The sequence below is a fragment of the Pseudomonas sp. LY-1 genome (genome assembly GCF_053502595.1).
Map to the genome: position 1 here is coordinate 62,134 of NZ_CP094354.1, position 18,905 is coordinate 81,038.

At 54.7% G+C, this 18,905-nt stretch carries 21 protein-coding genes and 2 pseudogenes; 4 read left to right on the forward strand and 19 right to left on the reverse strand.

Annotation, left to right across the window (positions count from 1 at the left end; genetic code table 11):
• Position 1 precedes the first annotated feature (1 nt).
• The 5 genes from MOQ67_RS31055 to MOQ67_RS31075 form a co-directional block, all read right to left on the reverse strand.
• A complete protein-coding gene (locus tag MOQ67_RS31055; protein ID WP_047297003.1) occupies positions 2 to 1,402 on the reverse strand; it encodes a conjugal transfer protein TraH in 1,401 nt (466 codons plus the stop codon).
• Entirely contained in the window at positions 1,399 to 2,424 is a 1,026-nt protein-coding gene (gene traF, locus MOQ67_RS31060; RefSeq protein ID WP_047297005.1) for a conjugal transfer protein TraF, read from the reverse strand. The genes MOQ67_RS31055 and traF overlap by 4 nt, the downstream gene beginning before the upstream one ends.
• A gap of 118 nt (positions 2,425 to 2,542) precedes the next feature.
• Complete coding sequence (locus tag MOQ67_RS31065) at positions 2,543 to 3,658, reverse strand: DUF7146 domain-containing protein (RefSeq protein ID WP_047297007.1); 1,116 nt, start codon at positions 3,656 to 3,658, stop codon at positions 2,543 to 2,545.
• 47 nt (positions 3,659 to 3,705) lie between these two features.
• Positions 3,706 to 4,329: a hypothetical protein gene (locus tag MOQ67_RS31070; RefSeq protein ID WP_028621620.1), complete on the reverse strand. Its 624-nt coding sequence runs from the start codon at positions 4,327 to 4,329 to the stop codon at positions 3,706 to 3,708.
• Positions 4,326 to 4,634 (reverse strand): hypothetical protein, encoded by a 309-nt coding sequence (locus tag MOQ67_RS31075; protein ID WP_033050417.1) that lies wholly within the window; start codon positions 4,632 to 4,634, stop codon positions 4,326 to 4,328. The genes MOQ67_RS31070 and MOQ67_RS31075 overlap by 4 nt, the downstream gene beginning before the upstream one ends.
• Positions 4,635 to 5,043: 409 nt before the next feature.
• On the opposite strand from MOQ67_RS31075, the gene MOQ67_RS31080 reads away from it, so the two are divergent.
• The gene (locus MOQ67_RS31080; RefSeq protein ID WP_013100915.1) at positions 5,044 to 5,730 is read left to right on the forward strand and encodes a hypothetical protein; all 687 of its coding nucleotides are present in this window, start codon (positions 5,044 to 5,046) and stop codon (positions 5,728 to 5,730) included.
• A 232-nt stretch (positions 5,731 to 5,962) separates the two neighbouring features.
• Here MOQ67_RS31080 and MOQ67_RS31085 read toward each other — a convergent pair whose 3' ends face one another.
• The 4 genes and pseudogenes from MOQ67_RS31085 to MOQ67_RS31100 form a co-directional block, all read right to left on the reverse strand.
• Positions 5,963 to 6,682 (reverse strand): nuclease-related domain-containing protein, encoded by a 720-nt coding sequence (locus tag MOQ67_RS31085; RefSeq protein ID WP_231980890.1) that lies wholly within the window; start codon positions 6,680 to 6,682, stop codon positions 5,963 to 5,965.
• Between the two features lie 52 nt (positions 6,683 to 6,734).
• Positions 6,735 to 7,523, reverse strand: a pseudogene (gene iscB / locus MOQ67_RS31090) (RNA-guided endonuclease IscB); the annotation flags it as partial.
• 53 nt (positions 7,524 to 7,576) lie between these two features.
• Positions 7,577 to 8,020: pseudogene (locus MOQ67_RS31095) on the reverse strand (recombinase RecT); the annotation flags it as partial.
• Between the two features lie 67 nt (positions 8,021 to 8,087).
• Positions 8,088 to 8,603 carry a single-stranded DNA-binding protein gene (locus tag MOQ67_RS31100; RefSeq protein WP_013100890.1) on the reverse strand — a complete coding sequence of 172 codons (516 nt, stop codon included), beginning with the start codon at positions 8,601 to 8,603 and terminating at the stop codon, positions 8,088 to 8,090.
• A 423-nt stretch (positions 8,604 to 9,026) separates the two neighbouring features.
• Here MOQ67_RS31100 and MOQ67_RS31105 point away from each other — a divergent pair, with 423 nt between their 5' ends.
• Complete coding sequence (locus MOQ67_RS31105; RefSeq protein WP_033041159.1) at positions 9,027 to 9,584, forward strand: hypothetical protein; 558 nt, start codon at positions 9,027 to 9,029, stop codon at positions 9,582 to 9,584.
• 6 nt (positions 9,585 to 9,590) lie between these two features.
• Entirely contained in the window at positions 9,591 to 10,439 is an 849-nt protein-coding gene (locus MOQ67_RS31110; RefSeq protein WP_013100888.1) for a DsbA family protein, read from the forward strand.
• A gap of 433 nt (positions 10,440 to 10,872) precedes the next feature.
• Here the strand turns inward: MOQ67_RS31110 and MOQ67_RS31115 are convergent, their stop codons facing one another.
• Positions 10,873 to 12,123 carry an RNA-guided endonuclease InsQ/TnpB family protein gene (locus MOQ67_RS31115; RefSeq protein WP_013100886.1) on the reverse strand — a complete coding sequence of 417 codons (1,251 nt, stop codon included), beginning with the start codon at positions 12,121 to 12,123 and terminating at the stop codon, positions 10,873 to 10,875.
• A 153-nt stretch (positions 12,124 to 12,276) separates the two neighbouring features.
• On the opposite strand from MOQ67_RS31115, the gene MOQ67_RS31120 reads away from it, so the two are divergent.
• The gene (locus tag MOQ67_RS31120) at positions 12,277 to 13,113 is read left to right on the forward strand and encodes a hypothetical protein (protein WP_047296868.1); all 837 of its coding nucleotides are present in this window, start codon (positions 12,277 to 12,279) and stop codon (positions 13,111 to 13,113) included.
• Between the two features lie 44 nt (positions 13,114 to 13,157).
• Here MOQ67_RS31120 and traN read toward each other — a convergent pair whose 3' ends face one another.
• From traN to MOQ67_RS31165, 9 genes are all read right to left on the reverse strand, one after another.
• Positions 13,158 to 15,779 carry a conjugal transfer mating pair stabilization protein TraN gene (gene traN, locus MOQ67_RS31125; RefSeq protein ID WP_033040477.1) on the reverse strand — a complete coding sequence of 874 codons (2,622 nt, stop codon included), beginning with the start codon at positions 15,777 to 15,779 and terminating at the stop codon, positions 13,158 to 13,160.
• Between the two features lie 141 nt (positions 15,780 to 15,920).
• Positions 15,921 to 16,118 (reverse strand): hypothetical protein, encoded by a 198-nt coding sequence (locus tag MOQ67_RS31130; protein ID WP_013100883.1) that lies wholly within the window; start codon positions 16,116 to 16,118, stop codon positions 15,921 to 15,923.
• Between the two features lie 142 nt (positions 16,119 to 16,260).
• Positions 16,261 to 16,392 carry a hypothetical protein gene (locus MOQ67_RS31135; RefSeq protein WP_255311629.1) on the reverse strand — a complete coding sequence of 44 codons (132 nt, stop codon included), beginning with the start codon at positions 16,390 to 16,392 and terminating at the stop codon, positions 16,261 to 16,263.
• 1 nt (position 16,393) lies between these two features.
• Positions 16,394 to 16,600: a hypothetical protein gene (locus MOQ67_RS31140; RefSeq protein ID WP_011077965.1), complete on the reverse strand. Its 207-nt coding sequence runs from the start codon at positions 16,598 to 16,600 to the stop codon at positions 16,394 to 16,396.
• 271 nt (positions 16,601 to 16,871) lie between these two features.
• Positions 16,872 to 17,006: a hypothetical protein gene (locus MOQ67_RS31145; RefSeq protein ID WP_013100880.1), complete on the reverse strand. Its 135-nt coding sequence runs from the start codon at positions 17,004 to 17,006 to the stop codon at positions 16,872 to 16,874.
• Positions 17,007 to 17,404: 398 nt separating this feature from the next.
• Positions 17,405 to 17,650, reverse strand: coding sequence for a hypothetical protein (locus tag MOQ67_RS31150; RefSeq protein WP_013100879.1), 246 nt, complete (start codon positions 17,648 to 17,650; stop codon positions 17,405 to 17,407).
• Between the two features lie 67 nt (positions 17,651 to 17,717).
• Complete coding sequence (locus MOQ67_RS31155; RefSeq protein ID WP_169838426.1) at positions 17,718 to 17,984, reverse strand: hypothetical protein; 267 nt, start codon at positions 17,982 to 17,984, stop codon at positions 17,718 to 17,720.
• 30 nt (positions 17,985 to 18,014) lie between these two features.
• The gene (locus tag MOQ67_RS31160) at positions 18,015 to 18,401 is read right to left on the reverse strand and encodes a hypothetical protein (RefSeq protein WP_013100877.1); all 387 of its coding nucleotides are present in this window, start codon (positions 18,399 to 18,401) and stop codon (positions 18,015 to 18,017) included.
• 73 nt (positions 18,402 to 18,474) lie between these two features.
• Complete coding sequence (locus MOQ67_RS31165; protein ID WP_033040891.1) at positions 18,475 to 18,891, reverse strand: hypothetical protein; 417 nt, start codon at positions 18,889 to 18,891, stop codon at positions 18,475 to 18,477.
• Positions 18,892 to 18,905 lie beyond the last annotated feature (14 nt).

An 18,905-nucleotide genomic window follows, 5' to 3' on the forward strand; every position in this document is an offset into this window, starting at 1 on the left:
GTTACGCGCCTGCGTTATCGTTGATGGTTCCCTGTGGCAGGGTTCCATTATCAAACACAGGGGCCATCTGGAGCATTTTCTCGGCTTGGCCATCGGCATCTTTGCCTTGCATTGCTTCCTCGATGTACGAGCGGTATTCATCCATGAGCTCACCCTTGGTAGCCCGCAGGTCCTCAATCACCTTCCCTGCATCCGCCATATTCAGGCTGGTCAGGCCTTTCTCTGTATGCCCAAGCAGCTGATAAATCAGGCTCATCGAAGCATCAGCAGCAATTTTCTTGGCGAACTGGTTCAGATAGTCATAACCGGATTGAGCCCCTGCCTTCTGGGTGATCTTCATCAAATTCACCCCTACTCGGCTTGATGCGAGGTATGCAATCCGGTTTCCGTCAGCAGCGGTTGCAGTGCCGTTCGCAAAACGCTCAAGGATTCCGTTGTTTTGAAGATCCTCTAGGATTCGAGTCTCGAGGCCCTTGAAGCTGGTGAGAGTTCGGATGTTCGGGTCTGAGCAGTCCGGGTCATCCTGGTCGCACTGGTAGACCTTGACATCAAGGTTGGCCGAGCCCTCAACAAGAATCTTCAGACCTTCGCCGGTGATCAGCTTCGGCATGGGATGCGCAGCGAAGTTTTTCCCCCCGCTGGCGTCGTTGGTGAGCGACACGTTGTAGCTGCCGACCATCGACATGATGAATTCCGCGTTTTCGTCGCTGCCGAATAGGATCTGCGACTGGAGGCCAGACTTCATCATGGCGCACCACAGAACATTCCCTGTGTTCTCACATTGAACGGCCTTACCAGAGGCAGCAATCCGGTTGGCTGGTGAGTCTTCTTTGGTGGATTTCGCGGTAAAGAAGTCAGATGAGACGTTCGACCCGAAGGCCGTCATCGCGGATTTGAAGTCGGTGCTTTCTTCGTATGCCTTTTTGGCATTCGTAACCAACCCACTCGCCAGCTGGCAGCTGTTGGAAAACATTTGATTGAGCGCCTGGATCTTGTTGGCCAGGTTGCGGATCACACCACCTGTCTGAGCGTCCATCGCATCGAGGGCCAACTCAAAGGCAAAGCCCGAAACAATGCCAGCCGCGTTCGACGCCACATTCCTCATGAGCGCTACAAACTCTTCGCCGTTGATAAAGGAGAACGAGCCGCTGTAAAGGTTGATCCCCCCGCATCCACCCTTTGCGCTTGGCGGGGTAATGCTGATGAGGTTGGCGGTGGATATCCGATTCCGAAGGACAACGGACCCGCCGGTAATAACGCCGCGTGTGGCTGTTTTATATGCCCCTGGACTGGTGACGTTGATCATGCCGCTGAACATTTCATTGACCTGCTGTTGAATGTTCGCGTGAGCCCCGAAGGGCACCATCAGCGCTACAGCAAGGGCGATCGGTTTGATTTTCACTGGGCACCTCCGTTGTCTTTTTGAAAGGCGCGACGAGCTTCATCGCGCATCCGATTCACGAATTCGTTAGGGTTTTTTGTTGCGTCGGGCGGTGCGTCAGCCAGTTTCGTGGCGTCGATCAAACCCATGGTGTTAAGGCGGGATGTAGCGTTGTATTCCTGATCGGAAATCAGCCCTGCTTCATTCGCTGCCATTAAAATCCGAGTGGTTGCCGTCTCCATTGAGACGGTGCTGAAGCTGACGATCTTCACGTCATTCGGAGGGATGACTAGGGCCAGCGCAGGCGAGGTGATGATGCCCAGCTGCTCTGCGAGCCCAGTGTCGTACTGTGTGTTTGGGTATTTGCCGCCAGGAAGGGGGGCCCCATCCATCGAGACGGGCATGACAGTAAACCCGTACCTGAACTCGAGAGCAGAGACCGCTGCCTGGGCCTGTTCGCACAGAATGCAGTCGTTACCGTTGTAGAAGAACATCAGCGCAGAGCTGCCAGCGATGAGCTTCAACAGGGTTTCTTTCTGCTTGCCGGCCGCAGTTGCCAAAGCATCTGAGGCGGCGTTGGAAGCCGGATAACGCATGTCCTCATCGAGCAGTGGATCATTTCGGATTACGTCAGCTGAGCGGCGTGAGAATCGCTCGGCCTTGTCCATCATGATTCGGTTGGCCCAAAAATATGCACTCACGTTCTCTTTGGTAGGGTTATCCATTGCTGCGTCACGCAGTTTCGGAAGCATCTCCCGAATCCACGCCACGCTGCCGGTCGGGGGCAGCTCGGGCGCGGCTGGTTCGGAGGCTTCCCTTTCGGCTTGAGGTGGGGCCGCTGGAACCGGCGCGGGCTCGAGTTTTTCGGGTTCCTGTTCAGGAGGCGGATCTTCGTACCAGAACCAGCCGCGCTCTTTGTCCTGGTAGAACGAAGAACCAGCAACCTGGGGCGTTTTTGACTCGGCGGGCTTGGTCTCTCCCGCAAGGGAAGTGCTGCTTATAGCGGCAGCAAGCAACAAGATGGGAAATTTTAGGGGCGTCATGAGTCCGTCTGGCCAAGATGGGGATGCTCGAATTGTGAGCGTTGGCCAACAGGAGGGGGCGCGTTTTCAGGCGCTTTTACGGTCGGAAAAAGAGGGGGAAGTTGAGAAGGCCAGAGGCCTATCGCTGTGCGCGATAGACCTCGTGGCCTAGGAAGCCGAGGGAACCACGTTCACGAAGAACGTCATTCCAGTCGACACCTTTGGAGCCGTCAGGGATGGGCATGTCGGGCAACATTATCTGTGCCTTGATCCCCATTTCCCACAGACGTTTTTTCAAGGTCAATGCCGCTTTCTGGCCACCCTCCTTGCGGTCCTTGTCAGCCCAGATTCGGACTGCTTTGGTGCAGGCTGGTGGTACGAAGTTCTCCAACAAGTAGGAATTCACCAAGGGCCATACTGGTATACCCATGGCTGTTTCTACCGACAGAGCTGTTTCCAATCCTTCGGATACATCCAAGACTTCTCCTGGATGCGATGTTGGCACCGCACAACCGGGAAGCTTGCGGTTGCTGGGAATTGGAAACATTTTTTTCGGCTCCGCGAGATCGGCTTTCTCACCCTTCATCGTCAGGTAGTGACGGTTGATGGTCACAGCCTGGCCTTCAGGATCGATGAGCGTACACACTATCCCTGGATGCTTAGAACGCTTGCCGGCTTTGTCCTTGTAGGTCAATTCCGGGTGAAAGCGAACGTAGCGGCTCAGCTCTGGTCGATCCCAAGCAAGAATGCCTCGGGAGCGAAGATAGAGCCTTGCTGGTTCCGCTGATGGGTCTGTGAGAGGAACGGTTCCCTTCCACAGGTTGCGCATAGCTTCACGCAGCCAATCGTCTGAAGCCTCTGGTTTTGCTGGGGCTCGCTCCTTTCGGATTACAACGCTTGGGATAAATCCATCAGCGGTGCGTCCATACGGGTCTTTGACCCGGAGCAATGCTCCAACCTCCTGTAAAGCATGGTGAAAGCTCCAGCGGTTGACCCACATCAGCAAGGCTATGCCATCAGCCTTGACTCCGCAGGTACGGCAGATACCACCGCTCGACGATCCAGCCGTCTTGCGGAAAATCTTAAACCCGTCTTCCCCACCATGCACCGGACATGGAACCCCACGTCCTGCTTTTTTGTGTGCCGGCACCAATGAAGATGCGAGGCTTGCGTAAATGTCATGCCAGCGGCCATCAGCGGCTACCAGCACATCTTGTTTCTCTGGGGCGTAATTGCCTTCTGAGTCTTTGGACATGGGTACCTCCGTTTGGTTGAGATGCGCCCCGAAGGGCGCATTGCTGGCTATTTCACGATCTTGATTTCCCAGGAGTTGCGGTAGGTATCAACCCACTCCTGTTCTTTCTTACCGTCGACAACGACCTCTTTGAGCACACTCACGGCGGTTTTGCCAAGGAATGTCAGCGAGATATTGTCACCTTGTTGCGCTCCAGATTTGCGTAGCTGAGCGTTGAGCTCGATTCCCCAAACCAGGTGTTCACCGATACGCAAGAAGAACGACTTTCCGTTCTTCTTGAGAAACCGATAGTGGGCGAAACCTGAACCGCGGTATTCGCCGGTAACAGACCTGCCAGCAACGCCTTGGAAATTGAGTTCAGGTGCGCGCTCATCTTGATCTTCATCGCTTTGGGCGACTTGGATCTCTTGAGCTGTTTCTTGATGCGCGGGCTGGGATTCGCGAGGGATGAACTCCCCTTTGATCTCGCCCTGCTCTTGGTTCTCGATCGATGCAACCTGGTTGCGGCCTTCCGGCCGGTACAGTTTGTTGATCACCACCGGTTCAAGCGCCTGGTGCATCGTTTCATTGGTTTCTGGCTCGGGAAGCTTATGGGCCAGGCGCTCTGAAACAATGCATAGCCCTTGTGGCAGTCGGAGATAGCTTGGAACATCGAAGTCAACACGGATCATTTCTCTTCTCCCTGGCGACGCAGGTAGGAGGGAATGTAGTAGTTGTCATAATCGACGCTGCTACACCAACGGGCGTTGGGTAAGGTCTTGGTTGCTTGAGGAGCCGAAGCCTTCAGACAACCGCGTAGGTAGCTCAGAACACCACGCAGGATCTGCTCAGCATTCAGGATCACCACAGCGAGGAACACGCAGAGTGTCAAAGGCAAAACATGCTTTGCAAACTGCGGTGCGTATACAGCTCCCAACATAGCAACGAGGAAGCCAAACGCGGTCAGCACTTTAACTTTGAGGGTTGTAGATGCCATTTTCAGTTCTCCATTTTTTTAGAACGGAGAACGCCCTAACGGGAGTTCCCCGTCAGGGTTTTTTTGACACAAAAAAAGGAAGCCAAATGGCTTCCTTTTTTGATCGGCGCTACGCGAACGTAGGCTTGGTTTTTAAGCTGATAAGCTCAGCTTGGCTTGCTCCCAGACGCATACACGTCTTGGGTACCAGTGGCAGCAGCATGCTGTCACTTAGGGTCAATGGCCTCCAGGAGGCAAATTCTTAATCGACCTTGGCCGATGAGTGCCGCAATTCTCGCCGCCATTTCACTCTGTCGTCAACCAGAAAAACGCACCTCAAATTCCGACGCTATTCGTGCGTGAAATCGAAATCCAGAGGCTCCGCAAGCTGGTGCAATAGTCCGGCCACCAACATCCGGAGAAACCGCTAATGGCGACCACTCAACCACAACCGACGAAATACCAATACTCCAAGCCATCCCTCAAAGGAAAGATGGTACTGAACACTGAGCAGGCGAAGTTCTTCGCCGGCAACCGTTTCGATAGCCTCATGACGGCTCTTTTTATCATCGACGTTACGTCCCGCAAGCTGGCCAAAAACCTCAAGACCTTTGATCACAAAGCGGTGGTTGATGCGGTCTCGAAGAAAATCGAGCGCATGGAAGTAGCCGTGCGTGACGAGTCTGAGCGGATGGACACGCTTTTGAAGAGTCTGGGAATCAAAGAGCTTGCAGGGTACAGCTCACCACTGACTCGCGAATTCGAAATCACCAGCCCAGAAATCAAGCGGATGAGCAGCCTGCTTCAGGCATTTGACCACCTGATTATCCAGGTCGATACCGCCTGGCTGCATGAGAAAATCGATAGCTCGGAAGCTGAGGAATTTCGTGCAAACAAGAGCAACCAAATGGCCCGGCTGATCCGCTCACTCGTTGGCCTCGGTCAGAGCGCGCGAGCAAAGGCATACGCCAGCAAAGTTGCAGAGCTCCAAGAAGATATCGAAAAGGCAGAAGCCAAAGTGAGCGCCGAGAAGGAGGAGCGCGAGGCTGCGGGTCACATTGAGCCTGAGGGCAATGCAGACCCTCTCGATTCGCTTCCCGAAGAAGCGGTTGCTTGATAGCGCCAGTAATGAAAACGCCCCGCATTGCGGGGCGTTTTGCTTAGGAGAGTCATTATGCTTGATGATCTTACGTCAACACCGGCAAGAACCAGTAGAAGACGCAGACAAGCGACGGATCAGCCTCCTCCACGCGAAGCCACCCCACTGTGGACAGAAGAGCTGGCCACCGACGAGTCACTTGAAGCGCCGCCAGAGGCAGTATTTTGGGATACGGTCGCGATCATCTCTGTCACTGCTGCTGTTCTTGTTGGGGTGGCGATAGGTGTTCCTCTCGGGGTCTATCTTCATGGCACGTTGTAGATCCATCATCGCCTCGGCGCTTCAGCTTTTCGACATGCCGCCTTGCAGCCCAATACCCCCCCTTGATTCTGCGCTCGCTCAGCGCCCGACAAATTGACACCACATGGCCCCGAGTAAAAACCGGGGCTTTGTAGGACTGGATTTTACGAATCGCGCCCCAAATGCTGTAGACCCGCTCAGGCATTCCATAGGTGAAACTGGCCTGCCCTGCCATCACTGCGTAGCTGTGGATTTTCTGAGAGTGGACTCCGGTGACCTTCTGAACTGCCTTCACGTGCGCGTAGTTCTGCATCAGCGGGTTTTGCACGCGATATTTCCTTCGGCCGACGATCTGCAACCAGCTCTCGGGGGCTTCTGGGTAGGTAATGATCTTCCCCTTGAAACACTTCGTTTCCAGGACAAAGATCCCGTAGCGCGACACGATGATGTGGTCAACCTGTGTTGACTCTCCCCTTGTCTTGCCACGATAGATCGCGTTGGCGAACACCTTGTATTCGCCACTGAGGCATAGGCGGAGCATGAAGTTCACCTTGTACTCCCCCCACCACCCTCGGTAGGCAGGGAATTCAAGTAGACGAACGTGGGCGATGCCCGCGAGAACCCCCAGAATCAAAACCGGGGGCAGGTACAGCATTAGAAAGTCATTCATCAATTTTGCACGAGATATCCCGGCCCTCAGACCAAGGGATAGCGCGGCACGCTCAGCGTACCTCTGCTCTCGCTGCCTCCTTTTGGGATTGAGGGCTATCGGTTTGGATGTGGGAATAGGCGTAGCCATCGGCCCGCTGAATCAGGGTGAAATGGCGATGGTGGACGCCCTGAACCACGCCATCAGACGTCTGGATGTTGAAGCTGCCGGTCTTGCGCACGGCGACTCGCCCCAGGTGAGTGCCGGCCTTTTTGCCGGTCGGCACCTCGGCGCGCACCTGATCGCCGGTCTGGAAGCCGAAGTGGCGTTTCTGCCGAGTCAGGTAACCCCTCGGAAAGCCATGTGTGGTCAGCCGAGTGCGCTGGTAGTCGCCCCGCCCGGTGGCCTTAATCGCCAGCGTGGGGCGGTGCCAGTGCTCGATGGCCCTGATCTCGCCGACACAGGCGGCATCAAGGGCATGTGTTTTCGGAAGATCAAGGCGTCGGCGGTTGTACTTGGTTTGCGCCCCGGTGCCCGTGGTGACCGACAGGCCGGTATCCAGCAGGCCACGGAACAGGGCATTGCGGGTGGCGTTGACGGCGGCGGCATCCCGAAGTGGAGCTTTGGCTTTCGCCTTGATTCGGGCCAGCAGCTCTGGCCTGGCCTTCAGGAACACCTCGACTGGCTGGTTGCCCTTGCGCTGATTACAGGGCCGGCAGGCCAGGGTCAGGTTGGGCACCCGGTCGCTGCCGCCGGCACTGCGCGGAACGATGTGCTCGATCTCCAGCGGCGTATTTTCAGCGTCGCAGTAGGCGCAGCAGCGGCCCCACTTCTCCAGCAGGTATTCACGCACCTCGTAACCGCCTCAACGTGAACGCGGCCATCAGGCAGAAGAGCTTCGACGTAGCAACCTACAAACTCCCCACGATCAGCCTTCTTGTCGAAAGGGTTGAACGTGTGGGTCGGGCTTTGTCGCTTCCCTCTGTACTCGAATTTGTCTTTCGAGTAGACCAATTCAACGATGCAATCACGGATCGCACCGTCGTTCACAGCGACCTTGACCATGCCCCTCCAGGACACGTCCAAAACCACCTGCCCGTCTCGGGGCACCAAGTACGCGAGCTGTCGGGATTGATTAAGAGTCAATCCGTAAGCCGCAACCTGGCTAAAGGCATTTCTAAGGCTTAGCGGGTTAGTCGTAGCGCACTTGCACAGATAGTCGTTGTTCATCATGGCCTGCGATGCAAACAGCAGCTCATTTTTGAACATCACGTCAGTCTTCGACGACTCCACTAGCTTGATGAACTTTTCTTCTTGCTTCGCAATAATTGCAACTGCGTTTTGGAAGTTATCGCTCATTTCATTTTCCTTTCTAAAAAGAAAACGCACCCGAAGGTGCGTTAATTCTTGACTGACTTCTGCCTGATTAGATGATGTTTAGAAGCAAACGGCTAATTGGGGCAAAAGGGATGTCGTCGTCGAAGCTGTCATAATGCGGATCATGCTGTGGAGCAGGATCGCGTGGTGACTGACTAGGACGTTGTTGTTGCTGTTGCGGACGCTGCTCACGGGGTTGCCCTTGAGAGTTGTCGCGCTCTGGCCTACCACCCAGGAGCTGCATTCTGCCCTGCATGTCGACGATAATTTCGGTGGTGTACCGTTTGATACCGTCTTTTTCCCACTCTCGTGTTTGAAGCTTACCTTCGATGTATACCTGCGATCCTTTCCGCAGATACTCACCAGCGATTTCAGCGACTTTCCCAAACAAAGAAACACGGTGCCATTCGGTCTTTTCGACTTTCTGTCCCGTTTGCTTGTCAGTCCACTGCTCACTTGTTGCAAGGCTGAGATTGGTTACTGCATTACCGTTCGGTAAGTAGCGAGTTTCTGGATCTTGACCACAGGTGCCAACCAAGATCACTTTATTTACGCCGCGAGCCATAGTATTTCTCCATTTAGATAGAACTACGGGGCGGCATTACCCCAATACGGGGGCAATAGCAGCCCCGTTGGGGTTTGGTTTTTCATGGGTTTTTGGTTGTACTTTTGAGACGGCCAACAAGCCGACCATGCGACGAAGCGCATGACTAAATCAGTCCACACATGTGGGCTGACTTAATCTGGGAATTCATGATGGTTGAGATTCAACCATGAGGCGCTGGGCCTGCTAGATGGACTGCAAGGCATGCAATCCGGATTTATAACGCCGAGCTACTCGACGTGATAGGAAGTCTGCAACAAGCAGAATCCAATGGCAAGCGGGTTTTTTGTCGGCGTTTTTTCAGTCGCTTTTTCGTCCTGAAAACGGGCCATCTCCTTTTCTGTACAGAGGAAAATGATCCTTACCAGCCTCAGAGGATCAACCATGCACCACCTTAAATCTCTCCTGCCGCTAGGCCTGGCCATTGGCTTGGCGCTCACAGCGGGTTGTGCCAACAAGCCAGAACCACCTGCCTCAGGCACGCCATTCGAGGTAGCAAGCTACGAGCCCGACATGCGCGAATACCACACCAGTTGGGGGCATACGGGCCGAGGCGGTGCAGCATTGCGAAAACCCACCTATCAACCCGTTCTTGGCAGCCTCGATGTTCTCGAGACCCCGGCCGGGAAGCTTCACCCAGAGCTGCAAGCACGCCTTACAACGAACGATAGCGTTGCAGTCCCCTCATCCATGTTCCAGGCCAACTGTGCTGACTCTGCAAATGTGGCGCAGGCCTTTGCTCTTGGCCAACCCGCGGCAAGCGAGCGCATCGTCACCTTGGCCAACGCGGCCGGTTCGGTCGATGACTACATTGCCGTCCGGAACAAGCTCTGCAAAGGGGCTCAACGGTTGAGCTACGAGGAGTGGGTCATTCTCGTCGAAGGCACCCCGAAGGATGTCCCTCTTCACCTGAAACCGTCTTTTTCCCCCTCCTATAAGTGATCAGTCATGCCTAAATTCAATCCCACTCTCGCTACAGCCATTGGCGTTTCCATCGTGACCTCTGCCGTTGCTATCGGTGTCTCCGTCCACATGGGTCAGAGCTACACCGACATCGCGGTACAAAATGCCCTTGTGGAGCAGTTGCCAGGCGCGGTCGACAAAACCCTGAAGGATCGTGAAGTTGAGAAGATCAACGCAGCGAAAGCGAAAATCCTCTCGAAGTGGAGCGGCGCAGCTGACACCACCATTGAAGGTCGGCACATCTACGGCAGCAAGGACGCCCAGTTCACCTTGGTCGAGTTCGTTGACCTGGAATGCCCTTATTGCAAGCGCTTCCATGACACGCCAAAGCAGATGGCTGACAAGTCCGAAGGGCGCATTAACTGGGAATGGCAGCATTACCCCCTGGCCTTCCACAACCCCGCAGCGGAAGTGGCAGCTCACGCCTCTGAGTGCGTGGGCGAGGTTGCCGGCAACAAAGCCTTCTGGGCCTTTACTGGCGAATGGTTCGCTCGCACTCAACTCAATGGCCAAGGTGTCGAGGACGTAGAGCGTCTTGCGCAGGAGGTTGGTGCTCCCCTTGATGCCTATCGTCAGTGCATGGAAAGCGGCAAGTACCGGGCCTTGATCGAAGGCCAGGTGAAGAAAGGCACGAACATGGGGGTCACCGGCACGCCAGCAACGGTCGTAGTCGACAACCTGACAGGCAACAAACTGCTGGTGAAGGGTGCCCAAAGCACACAGGTGCTACTCCAAACCATGCAGCAGCTGGTCAAAATGCGTGACGAGGCTCCCAACCAGGACAAGCTGGATACCCCTGCTGAGGGCGCGACCAATGAGATCGGTGCTCAATAGGCTGGATGAATGGGCCGACCGGCTAGACGCCGGCGGCACTCGTGCGCTTTGGGGCGCTCGTGACGCCATGACCCAGCAGCTAGAAGGTCGGGTGGGCCTTTTCCATGCACTACGCAGGGCCAGTAGCTGGGATGAGGTTTTCGATCTCATCTCAGCCAACGGATACACCCTCATTCCAAACGGAGAGGATTTTATCGCCGCTGACATGAGCACAGGGCTGATGTTCTCTCTCTGGGATTGTGGTCATAGCCGGCTCGTATTTGAGGAGCGGCTTGGTCACTTCCCGGATTCACCACCTACGAGTCGATGACTGCAACCCCGCCACGGCGGGGTTTTTCTTGTGCTTGGGTACGACCTCAACAACCGTTTGACATCCTCTCCAGCCTCTCGCTTCGCTCACAGAGCTGCCGCAAGGCCGGGGATTCCTACGGCGCTAGGCTGCGAATGCAGCTTCTTCGCTTCGGCGGGTTCCTGCTGCTGACGGCCATACAGCGCCGTTCACTTCACAGGCGATCGGGGCATGGCCCTGCCCTTCGAGCGTTTTCAATCCGCGCTCACGGATGTTCCTGGAGCCTACTCGGTCGGCGTTGTCAGAGTGGCCGCAAGCCAAGCAGAGAAACAGTGCCTGAGTCTGTCGATTGCCCGCATGGGTATGTCCGCACTCGGGGCACTGCTGGCTGGTTTGCTGCGGTGGCACCGCTACCAGCCAACCACCGGCCCACTGGGCCTTGTAGTCGAGCTGACGGCGGAATTCTCCCCACCCCTGATCTAGGATCGCGCGGTTGAGCCCCGACTTCTGCCGGACGCTCTGCCCTGGCTGCTCGACGGTGCCCTTGGCCGAACGGCTCATGTTGCCTACCTTCAAGTCTTCGACACACACCAGCGCGTGGCTTTGGCTGATGGCGTGAGTCGCCTTATGCAGGTAGTCGTTTCGGGCGTCGGCGATCTGACGGTTAATGCGCTGGACGCGAGCCTTGGCCTTCTTCCAATTGTTGCTGAATTTGGTCTTATGGCTCATCTGCCGCTGGGCCTTTGCCAGCCGGTGCTGATGCCGTTTGAAGCTGTTGAGCGGTTGCAACACTGTTTCCTGTCGACCATCCCAAAGTGTCGCAAAACGCACCACGCCTAGATCGATGCCGACCGCCAGCGGGGAGGAGTGCCGCTGTACATCTACCTCGCGCTCGGTCTGGATCGAAACGCACCAGTGCCCGGCGCTGAGGCTCACGCTGACGTTCTTCACCGTGCCCAGCACCTGCCTGCTGTTGCGATAGCGCAGCCAGCCCAGCTTGGGCAGGTTGATGCGTGAATTTCCCTGGTCGAGCTTGATCTGTTTGGGATCGGGGTAGCGGAAGCTATCGCGCTGACCGCGTTTCTTGAAGCGGGGAAAGTCGGCCCGCTGGGCGAAGAAGTTCTGATAGGCCCGGTCGAGGTCTTTGAGCGCATGCTGCAAGGGATGCACCGGGGCATCCTTCAGCCAAGGCGTTTCATCGCCGTTGCGCCAGGCGGTGAGATATTTGGCCATGGCCACATAGCCGATGTACTTGCCGCCTTCTTCGCGGTTGACTTGCTGCACCGCCAGCGCCTTGTTGAAAACGAATCGGCACGCCCCTGCGAACTGCCGCAGCTTACGCTGCTGCTCGCCGGTTGGTTCGATGCGGAATTTGTAGGCTTGGCGTCTGAGCATTGGATTGCTGGCTATCTGTACAGTGTCGAGTATAGGGCCGCCGCGAGGCGTGCGCTACCCGTCCAATGCGTAGAAAGCCCACCAGTCATTCGCTTCGCTTGGGATTCCCGCCGAAGCCGGTAACCTATGCCTATCAAAACAAGGAGTTTCACCATGCAGAACCATCGTAGAACGATTTACACCGGCCTCCTCGCAGCAACTATTGCCCTCCTGGTCGGGTGCTCTTCCACGCCGAAGACTGCCACCGTGCAGCTGCCTGATCCGCAGAATGTACCGAAGGAAAAATGGTCGGATGCAATGCACGTTCTGACTGCCATGAACATTTCTGGCCAGCGTGATGTTCCTCTCGAGCTGGCTACATCCGGCCCGACAACAGCGACTTCAGGTACGGGCGGTTCGTCTGTGGGCGATGTCGCTATTGCCGCAGGCGGTTATGCGTCCCCGCCCTCAGGCGTCAGCAGCAATGCAGCTCTTGGCCTTGGGGTAGGACTCTTTCTACTCGGCGGTTCGAGCGATCCAGCTCGGGGGTATCAAACAGCCGCGTGGGTCCCATCCACACTTGCTAAGTCCCCCGAAGAAGCATCTGCTCTTGTACTAAAACTTTTTGATGAGGCCCGCCTTAAAGCTTTCCCTAATCAAAGATCAACACTCACGCCTAAAGTTGGAAAATATCCGCCTGGTAGTGGGAAAGCCTATGTTGACCCCGTAGCAATTTGGAAAGAGACCCCGGTTCAGTTTGACGGGGTAGCTTCAGTTCCTCCTACTTTCATTGCTTCTTCCGAGGCATACGGGCCGATATTTATTCATCATGGGCAGTATACAATTGACGGAAACAAAAACGATATATCTACACTGGACGCCATGATTGAGGTTTCGGAGAAACTACCTGAATGGTTTTACATGTACCACCCAGGTGAAAGGCTGCGGAAGAACTCTGTTCCAGCGCGCATTATCAATAAAGGTCAATCGATGTATTTCATCGGAAAATAAAACAACTGATAAATAAAAAAAGCCCCGCCAGCGCGGGGCTTATTTTATCGCAGCCCTTCCTCTGCCTTTCTCTTTACCGCGTCTACATCGAAATTCTCAAGCCTCTGTAGGTTTCTATCTAATGTGTTCAGACGCTTTTCTCCATCTGTTGTCTGAAGTTTACTACCACTCCCGGTAATATCCTCCAGGGAAACTGTATTAGCGGTAGGAAGACGCCCTGCAAGATTCAGCATGCCGATCCACTCAGACAGATCCACACGCGACCAATCCATCTGCGCCATCTGAGCTGGCGTAATTCCTTCGCACGTAGGCGACTTTACGTCACCCCATCCCAACCCCAGTTGTTCACGGGCTGACTCTTGAATGATGCGCGCTACAACCGAGCCAAAGCAGCAATAGGCCTCTCGCTTTTCAACGCATGACCCAAGTGCTTCGGATGCGCAGTAGCTGCCAACAAAGTGGCATTGCCGGGTTTCCTTTTTCGCACCAAGCTCGAACTCCTTCTGCTCGCACTCCCAAATAATGTTGATCAGCAGATCCACAATCACATAGACCATATAAACCCAGCCGATGATATTAACTACCATCGCAGCGTTGGCGCTTAGTCCAGTAACAGTACCCTGGGTCGCGGTGCCTTCTGCACCTGTAGCGAATACCGCATTTGCAGCAGCAGAGGCCCCCATTTCAACCATTGCATCATAGGCCTGCTGCATCAGCCATTGCTGAATCTGTCCCATCGCTGCACCTTGGAATCCCTCATTGAACGCAGCAGTGGCGCTATCGACAATGGTGCCCCACTGGCCCTTGATAACCGAGGAGCCGACAGACATGGCAGCTTCAGTGCCCGCGGCCCAGTATCCCGGCGCAAAGAGATTTCCTGTCCTGCTCAATGCCTCAAGTGAGCTGGTCATCTTGAGAGTGTTCATGGTCAGGTTTACATAGTCGAAGATGCTTACGCTTTCCGGCGCTTCGCAGCAGTCAACATAGCCCCCGAGCGCCTTCTTGCACTCCATAGCCTCGCCTTTGAACACCTTGCAGTCATTGGCCTCGTTGATATCGGTACCATCACCACCGCAGTCCAGGTCGTGCTCAGCAAACTGAGCAACCTGAAGCATGGCCACCGCATAGGCAAAATCGCCGCTTTTCGTGTTCGACGAGTCGAAACACTCACTGCCCATGCAGCGCGCCCCACCAGGGCATTCGATTTGGGCCCCAGTGTTCACGATAGTTTCGTAGCTGGTGTCATAACCGCAGTCCCAGACCTCCTCGAAGGCATAGCAAGAGCCTGTCTCGCCTTTTGCGCCATCAATACAACCTTGAGAGATAAAACCGCAGCTGGGGTTCTGCTCGTACTGGGTGCAGGTATTCAGGTTGCCGCCATCATTTGAGGGGCACCGCTGCACACCCTGGGCGTCCGTGTAGCAATCCATATTCCCCTTGTAGTAGGAGCACTCGGCGCTTACCTGGGCCTTCTTGCAAAGCGGATCGATGCTCGGGTGCGGGGATGGTGGCATGTCAGAGCGGCAGATCCGAACGCCATTGGTTTCAGTACAGCCATTGGCGTCCACCGCCGGCATAGACGTGCACGACATCTGAGCGTTGGTGCAGAACCCATCCTCGATCATGTCGAACATAGGCAGGCGCTCTTCCGGCCCCCAACCATTATCGACAAACGCCTTTGCCGGGTCATAGATGATCTTGATGCGGGCGTAACCCTCACCACCACCGGTAACCGAGGTGCGGGTTTTGAACGTGATCACGTCATCATCGCTGCCGAACTTGTCAGTGATCACCTTGTTCGGAGCTACGTTCCAGCTTGTTCCGCGTTCGCAGCTTCCAGCTGTTTCCGGCGGGAAGACACCAGGTGTGTGCGTCCAAAGCATTTCGTCATTGAAAAGGATTTGGAAATAATCGTCGAAAACAGCTCTGTCGACGGTAGCTGAAATAATGGCGTCCTTGGCTATCACGCGGAATCGGGTGTACTCCTCATAGATTTTGCAGTTCCCGCTCCAGTAGTTGTCCCCTACCGTGCCGACCCAGATGTACAAGCAACCTGGTCCGCACGACTGAAAGTTTGGCTGCCCGGAAACGTATTCGATTACACCTACCTTGTAGTCATGCAGGAACTCAACGTTTCCGCCTTGATCCACGACGCGCTCACATGTTTTGTAATTGGCAACATGGGCGTTTTTCGTCACGTTCTCAAAAACTTCGGTAGAGGTGCAGTCCGCGAAGTTCTGCTTAAACCCATCCATGAAGTCAGGGGAACGAACTTGATCAGCCTGATTGAGCATAGGGTCGTTGGAGAGATCTACCGACATGCGGTTGCCGCTGTCGATCAGGGTTCGGTATGCCTCTCCCTCAGAGGACGATTCCGATTGGAGGCGGGTATTTGCTCGCAACCCGAGATCGATCGTCTTCACATCGTCGCCGTAGACGTTCTCGAGCGAGGCAGTGTCTCCAGTTTCAGGGAAAAGATCCTGAAGCGTGACGGAGGCGTCCCCACCATCGAATACCTGAAGTGCCTGCTGGCCTACCGATTGACCGGCCGCAGATCCTGCTGTCACAGCGTCGGCCCAGGCTGTGAAGGTCATGCTGTTGAGATACAGGCCGATCACGGTCACGTTGACCAGCCGTCTCAGCGTTGTTTTGAGTGGTTGTCGCATCGATCGCATGTCCAAAAATGGGGATGCTTCGATGCTAGGGGAAGGGTGAGAAATGATGGCGCGGTTTCAGGCAACAAAATCGCCTGAAAAAGCAAAGCCCCGGCTGGTGGGGTCACCGGCCGGGGCTCGCTGTGTTTTTGATCATGCCTCAGGCACTACTAAGACCTGGCCATCACTCGGGATCAAGCGATGAATCACCGCCCATGATTTAACGAACCGGGTATCCGGATCGGAGGACGAAACAGTTCTGGCGATCTGCTCGGGGACTTTGAACACCCGTCCAGACTCGACCATCAGTTCTTTGAGTTCTTGGCAGAATAGTGCGTTTGCTGCGGTCATGTTCAACTCTCCAGGTGTGGGTGATCCCCAGAGCCCTTCACACGGAAGGGCTCTGGTGGATCACCCACGGAGGGTGACCACGCAGCGGTCTAGCCGAAGCTAGACTTGAATCCGTTCACTGGGCCAACCCCTGAGGGAAGGCTCAGTGGGCCTTGATGTTCGTGCCGTGCTTCTTGTCGAGACGGTCAGCGACCACATAACCGATCACGCCGGTTAGGGCCAAAGCACCGACAACGCCTACGATTGCGTAAACAAGCATCTGCATCGAGTCCATTTCATTCTCCTTTCGGATTGCTCATCGCTGTAATCAAGGATACCACCAAATCGGCGATCATCATTACCACGCCAAGCACCAGACAGAACGATACGACAAGCGGATGCGTTCCTGGTGTAACGATGGAAACAAAAGCGGCTGCCAACAAGCTACAGCCAACGCCCATAAGTGAAGCCTTAATCCAGTCGAATAGTATTTTCTTGTACATCTTTTTTACTCCTCAAAAAGACGAGGAGTCCCAACGGGATTCCCCGTCAGGGTTTAATTATTTCCAACTCCGAGCCGTTCGGCTGAGTTAGAAGAACAACAATAAAGCCATTTGCCTGCGAATAAATCGCATAGGCAAAGTTCGATTTTTCTGCCAACGATGATGCGCTGCGAACAGCGTCAATTGCGTTTACATGAAACATCGGGACGACCTCTTACGAAGCAAAGACTTCCAGTAAAACCGAAAGCTTTTTGCCAAGAGCCTTATTGAATCAAAGCGCGTGACGTGCCTTGATCATTTCTGCGGTGTGAGACTGCTGAGCAGTTTCAACGCCTGCATCGAACGCCTTGAAGCCAAGTTGAATGCCACCAACAACAAGAGCGGTAAGGACGATGAGAGTTTTCATGGTGTTCTCCGTTAGCAAAAGATGCAGACGGAGAACCACCCTGGCGGGAAGTAATCTCCCCGCTGCGGGTTTTTTATGCACGCAGAAAAACCAATATCCAGTTGCCTGGATGTCGATAATTTGAGTGCTATTTTTAAGCCGGTTTGAAAGCGTGGCTCTGCTTTTTGTGACTCATCACATACATGATGAGAACACTGCCTGAACGCATACACGTTTCAGGCCTTGGCGGACATGCTCATGCATGGCGCTAAGTTCTAAGCACAGAGGGCTCTGTGCTGGAGGGGTTCTTGAGAGCTCGACCTGAGGCCCGCTCTATGCCTGCGATGATACCAAACCGATGCCCTTTAACAAGATGGCGAACCAAAAAAAAGGGTGACCCGAAGGCCACCCTTTCACACTCATAGCCCATTAGGTGAGAACACCTTGTGGCCGCATTTATTCCGGAAACGGTCAACAACCATCTCCATTGGCTCCTCCAGCTTTATCGGCTGGAAAAAACCTTCTCCCCGCGAGTGCTTCAGGAGGATGACGCCCCCTGATGACAGCTCCCATAGGTGAACCTTTGTGCCCCCTTTGGTTACCCAAGCCTTACGGCTTATCGAGGCCTGGCCTTGCAAACGAGCAGCTTCGAGGATCGCGTTCATCGACTTCTCCATACATCCATGCAGGGAGAAGCCCCGCGGGGGATTTCTCCCCCTTGGGTTGTGTTTTTTAGAGTCCTGAATATCTGCTTTCGAGCTTCAATTTTTCTGGCGAAACCGGGAACCAGTAGCAATCCCAATCCAGAAAAACGAATGCATCAGGGCGAAACTCAGGATCGATCTCCCGGACGAATCCAAGGATTTTCTTTCCCTGGATTTCGACTCCGTATCCATTTGTCACCGTCACGGTATCGCCAAGGATGAAGTCGCATGGAACAGGCGCGGCTTTTGCCATCTTTTCTTCAACAAACCGGTGCATTTTCATCTCCATTTTCATGGAGAACCCCGCCGGGGTTCCCCGGTAGGGTTATTTGCAGATTGCGTTGGCCAGCTCTTCAGCGTGCAGCAGAGCGTACGCTCTTCGCTCCTGGCTCATGTATGGCCAGCAAGAGCCAACTGCGTCCGAATAGCTCCCGAAGGCATCAATCCAGTCCCAGTAAATGTTCTTGCTGTCCACACGTCGCATTTGGTCAGCAGCCGGACGAACAAGGCTGAAAACCTTGTACAGCTCGCCACGCTCAACCGCCTGCTTTACAACCTGAAGCTCGCCTTCCGTCATAGCCTTGCGGCAAACCTTCTCGACGAGAACGCCGGCAGCGCGTTTCAGCAGCCTTTCAACTAGCTTGACCACCTGATCGTTACGAGTAACGAACGTCCTGGCTTCGCCGGCCTGGGCATCCTTATAAGCATTCATCTGATTCTCCATTTCTACGAAACGCAGAAAGGGAGAAAGCCCGTAGGGGGCTTTCCCCCTATCGGGCTTCTATTTACTTAACCAGTTCTTTGGCTGCGATTTTCAATGTGGTAGCGCGAACATCTTCGAAGTCGCACATCATTGCTTCACAACAGACTCGGAAGCTAAACGGATGAACTTCGTCCGAAAGTACCCAATCCATTGCTTCGCGCCAATTCTGCTCACTGAGCTGAGGATGAATGATCTGCCTCAGAGTGATTTTCAGCAGGTATTCCCGCATCCACTCAACGTAATCATCGGTGATTTCGTCTCGTGTCCGCAGGGCTTCCAACTCAGCGTCTGACATTTCCAGAATGTCGAGAAATCCAAGTTGAAAGACTCGCGCATGGCTTGCCTTTCTCCGTGGTCTCCGCTCAAACGAGCGGCGCTGAATAATTACTTGTTCCCCAAACAGATCCAGCAAGGGCAACGCAGTCGCAGTATTTTCCATTTCAGACCTCCTCA

Coding starts and splice junctions, on each gene's coding strand:
- MOQ67_RS31065 (WP_047297007.1), bottom strand. CDS start 3,658: ATGTCCAAAGACTCAGAAGGCAATTACGCCCCAGAGAAACAAGATGTG.
- MOQ67_RS31115 (WP_013100886.1), bottom strand. CDS start 12,123: ATGCTCAGACGCCAAGCCTACAAATTCCGCATCGAACCAACCGGCGAG.
- MOQ67_RS31140 (WP_011077965.1), bottom strand. CDS start 16,600: ATGTACAAGAAAATACTATTCGACTGGATTAAGGCTTCACTTATGGGC.
- traN (WP_033040477.1), bottom strand. CDS start 15,779: ATGCGACAACCACTCAAAACAACGCTGAGACGGCTGGTCAACGTGACC.
- traF (WP_047297005.1), bottom strand. CDS start 2,424: ATGACGCCCCTAAAATTTCCCATCTTGTTGCTTGCTGCCGCTATAAGC.
- MOQ67_RS31070 (WP_028621620.1), bottom strand. CDS start 4,329: ATGATCCGTGTTGACTTCGATGTTCCAAGCTATCTCCGACTGCCACAA.
- MOQ67_RS31120 (WP_047296868.1), top strand. CDS start 12,277: ATGCAGAACCATCGTAGAACGATTTACACCGGCCTCCTCGCAGCAACT.
- MOQ67_RS31135 (WP_255311629.1), bottom strand. CDS start 16,392: ATGGACTCGATGCAGATGCTTGTTTACGCAATCGTAGGCGTTGTCGGT.
- MOQ67_RS31105 (WP_033041159.1), top strand. CDS start 9,027: ATGCACCACCTTAAATCTCTCCTGCCGCTAGGCCTGGCCATTGGCTTG.
- MOQ67_RS31075 (WP_033050417.1), bottom strand. CDS start 4,634: ATGGCATCTACAACCCTCAAAGTTAAAGTGCTGACCGCGTTTGGCTTC.
- MOQ67_RS31160 (WP_013100877.1), bottom strand. CDS start 18,401: ATGAATGCTTATAAGGATGCCCAGGCCGGCGAAGCCAGGACGTTCGTT.
- MOQ67_RS31080 (WP_013100915.1), top strand. CDS start 5,044: ATGGCGACCACTCAACCACAACCGACGAAATACCAATACTCCAAGCCA.
- MOQ67_RS31130 (WP_013100883.1), bottom strand. CDS start 16,118: ATGACCGCAGCAAACGCACTATTCTGCCAAGAACTCAAAGAACTGATG.
- MOQ67_RS31165 (WP_033040891.1), bottom strand. CDS start 18,891: ATGGAAAATACTGCGACTGCGTTGCCCTTGCTGGATCTGTTTGGGGAA.
- MOQ67_RS31155 (WP_169838426.1), bottom strand. CDS start 17,984: ATGAAAATGGAGATGAAAATGCACCGGTTTGTTGAAGAAAAGATGGCA.
- MOQ67_RS31145 (WP_013100880.1), bottom strand. CDS start 17,006: ATGAAAACTCTCATCGTCCTTACCGCTCTTGTTGTTGGTGGCATTCAA.
- MOQ67_RS31110 (WP_013100888.1), top strand. CDS start 9,591: ATGCCTAAATTCAATCCCACTCTCGCTACAGCCATTGGCGTTTCCATC.
- MOQ67_RS31100 (WP_013100890.1), bottom strand. CDS start 8,603: ATGGCTCGCGGCGTAAATAAAGTGATCTTGGTTGGCACCTGTGGTCAA.
- MOQ67_RS31150 (WP_013100879.1), bottom strand. CDS start 17,650: ATGAACGCGATCCTCGAAGCTGCTCGTTTGCAAGGCCAGGCCTCGATA.
- MOQ67_RS31085 (WP_231980890.1), bottom strand. CDS start 6,682: ATGAATGACTTTCTAATGCTGTACCTGCCCCCGGTTTTGATTCTGGGG.